This is a genomic window from Virgibacillus senegalensis, from assembly GCF_000821245.2.
In the GTDB taxonomy this organism is placed as follows: Bacteria; Bacillota; Bacilli; order Bacillales; family Amphibacillaceae; genus Sediminibacillus; species Sediminibacillus senegalensis.
Window position 1 is genome coordinate 1,110,110 of record NZ_LN611424.1, and the last position, 2,418, is coordinate 1,112,527.

5 protein-coding genes are annotated in these 2,418 nt (G+C 42.2%); 1 reads left to right on the forward strand and 4 read right to left on the reverse strand.

The features are described from left to right. On the reverse strand, positions 1-231 hold a 231-nt coding region (locus BN1067_RS09475), incomplete at its 3' end, for a ketopantoate reductase family protein (protein ID WP_199868503.1). 145 nt (positions 232-376) lie between these two features. Between BN1067_RS09475 and BN1067_RS09480 the strand changes: the two genes are divergently transcribed. Then, complete coding sequence (locus BN1067_RS09480; protein ID WP_053218617.1) at positions 377-1,183, forward strand: hypothetical protein; 807 nt, start codon at positions 377-379, stop codon at positions 1,181-1,183. Positions 1,184-1,290: 107 nt separating this feature from the next. Here the strand turns inward: BN1067_RS09480 and BN1067_RS20430 are convergent, their stop codons facing one another. The 3 genes from BN1067_RS20430 to BN1067_RS20185 form a co-directional block, all read right to left on the reverse strand. Further along, positions 1,291-1,413: a hypothetical protein gene (locus tag BN1067_RS20430; RefSeq protein WP_267893605.1), complete on the reverse strand. Its 123-nt coding sequence runs from the start codon at positions 1,411-1,413 to the stop codon at positions 1,291-1,293. Positions 1,414-1,439: 26 nt separating this feature from the next. After that, positions 1,440-1,964, reverse strand: coding sequence for a transposase (locus tag BN1067_RS09485; RefSeq protein ID WP_053218628.1), 525 nt, complete (start codon positions 1,962-1,964; stop codon positions 1,440-1,442). Between the two features lie 240 nt (positions 1,965-2,204). Beyond that, the coding region (locus BN1067_RS20185; protein WP_234400662.1) for a hypothetical protein at positions 2,205-2,418 on the reverse strand (214 nt) is incomplete at its 5' end.

Below are 2,418 nucleotides of genomic sequence, written 5' to 3' on the forward strand. Positions count from 1 at the left end.
TTTTACCGCCAATAAGACGAGATCGGCTTCTTGAATTTTTGTTGCATCTTCCACTAGTTCCGGTTGTTCAATATAATAATCCCCTTGTCGACTTTGTATTTTCAGGCCATGTTTTTTCAGTTGACTTGCTCTTTTCGGTCGAACCAGGAAGGTGACATCCTCGCCTGCCTCCTTCCATCTCGCCCCGAAGTAAGCCCCTAAGGCACCTGCGCCAACAATTACGATTTTCATATGATCCCTCCTGATAAAATTGCTGCGTTTTCATCGTTCATTTTAGCACAATCCATGGTTTCAATCAGAAAAAACGCTTGATTTTTCTGACAATTGAAACCAAAACGAAACAGAATCGTACATTCCTTAAGGGAGGAGGAAAAGGATGACAAATGTATCAGACTTGTTAAGAGAAGATGGAAAACGCCAACTAATAACCGGCATTATTTTATTATTTTGCAGTTTATGTACGACCCTATTGTTTTTATTGTATGCCCGTCAATGGGAAACAGGCGTTTTAACTGTTGCCTGTGCCGTCGTAGGAGGTACCGTTTTTTCCAGAGGAATGCATGATAGGAAGCTGGGGAAGCAAACCAGCTTGATTATGCAAAAAGATAAAAGCATACCTGTAAGTAGAAAAGTAGATCGGGTAATGGCCATTGAAGGAACGCTTTCATCCCAAACATCGATTATGAGCCTGGATGATAAATTATTTTGTACATTAAAGGAAACAGGGTTTCCAAGCAGCTTGTTTTTTCATATTGTTCGGTTTTTTATGACCCCCGGCTCCTTTTTACCAAAAAACTTTCAGCTGCTTGATGATCAGGGTAATACCTTGTTTTATTTACAAAAACGGGGTGGAGTTTCTTGGCGTTCCTACGTATTTAATGAAAATGGCGATTGTGTCGGTTATATTTGCCCGGTAAAAGGGGAGAAAGGCTCTGTGCTGCAATTTATCGACGAGTCAGGCCAACGTTGGCGGGCAGTGAAAGATTATCGGGATTTTTTCTCGATTACAGATATAGAAGGGAAAACGCTACTGATAATGAAGCCTGGAGCCATTCCGCTCGAATACGCCGAACGTTTTTCTAAAAGTGATTCCGTGGTAGTGGAATGGAGTGAAACGGAAAATATCCACTATTCCTTGTTCCTGTTCCTTTTGGCTGTATTGAAAAGCAGGTCAACTGATTGAGGCCACTGAAAAACTGAAGGTCTTTGAAAAGTGGAATTTAAAAAAAGCGGTCTGTATGGAATTTAATTTCCATACAGACCTTATCTAATTTCAATGATTTGGACCCTCTATTCCTTCATTAGTTTAACGATTCGTTTCACTTTAGCTGTGAAAATCGCCATCACACCTTGCATGCGCATGCCTTCGACACCCGAAGATGAGGCGACCTCATATCCGTGTCTGTGCTTCATTCGCTATTCTTCGCTTCAATCTTATATCATTCATTCGCCTTTCTTTGAAGATATCCATGAGAAACCGAGGGGTTCGACTTGGAAATGAGTTCGATCTCATTCTCTTTGGCATAATTGATAGTTTCCTTTGCCGAATAAGCTGTATCTCCAATGACTTCCTTCACTTCTAACCCAGCGTCTTGGCTTTTCTTCACTAACTCAGGTAATTGCTTTCCGCCCGTTTTTTTACCGGTAATCACTGTGGCTGCAGTAATGATACGTTCCTGAGACATGCCAAGATGCGTCTTATATCCAAAGAAAGCAAAGTCAGCTGATTTATGCCCCAAACGGGAATCAGGATCTGGTGATTCTTGTAGTTCCAGTTGGTCATCGGTAATCGTCTCTTTAAGTAAGTTCACCGGTTCTTTGATTTTGGGGATAAAGACGAGCTTTGGTTCCTTTTCAATGACTTCGACAAGACGTTCCGAATAGTCCAGCTCAGCTTCAAGCGTATCTTCGGTTGGTTTCTCAGGAAATTTTTTGTTCATGGATTCATCGATAGAATAAATCATTTTTCGGACGTTTTTGGAACGGGAGCGCAATACTTCTTGAGGAGATGATTGTATCGTGCTTTGGTGTGTGTCGCATCAAGGATGAGAGACTTCGATTGAATCACGCCTTTCTCAAGAGTGACCTCCACGTTTTTTCCCTTCAGGAGATCTAAAAGGTTGATGTCTTTCAGACGTTTACGACGGAAGTGAGCTAATAAGCTGGGGTCAATGACGTCATTTTCAGGTGCCCTTCAAAGAAAATCACTTCTTTTTCGTTTCCCCTCTGTTGATTCCACGATGAGCGTTCGGTGGTGACGCCTGCGGGAACAGCGCGAGCCGAAGATCCACTTGGTTAAGTGATCTTCTTGACCAAGTTAGCTGAGGCCGTGCCCGCGGCAAGCATCCACCGATAAGCGATTTGTGAGAATCAACAACAAACTTTAAAATCTCTTCTGGATTAGAAAGGACTTTTTCA

Coding starts and splice junctions, on each gene's coding strand:
- BN1067_RS09480 (WP_053218617.1), top strand. CDS start 377: ATGACAAATGTATCAGACTTGTTAAGAGAAGATGGAAAACGCCAACTA.
- BN1067_RS20430 (WP_267893605.1), bottom strand. CDS start 1,413: ATGAAGCACAGACACGGATATGAGGTCGCCTCATCTTCGGGTGTCGAA.
- BN1067_RS09485 (WP_053218628.1), bottom strand. CDS start 1,964: ATGATTTATTCTATCGATGAATCCATGAACAAAAAATTTCCTGAGAAA.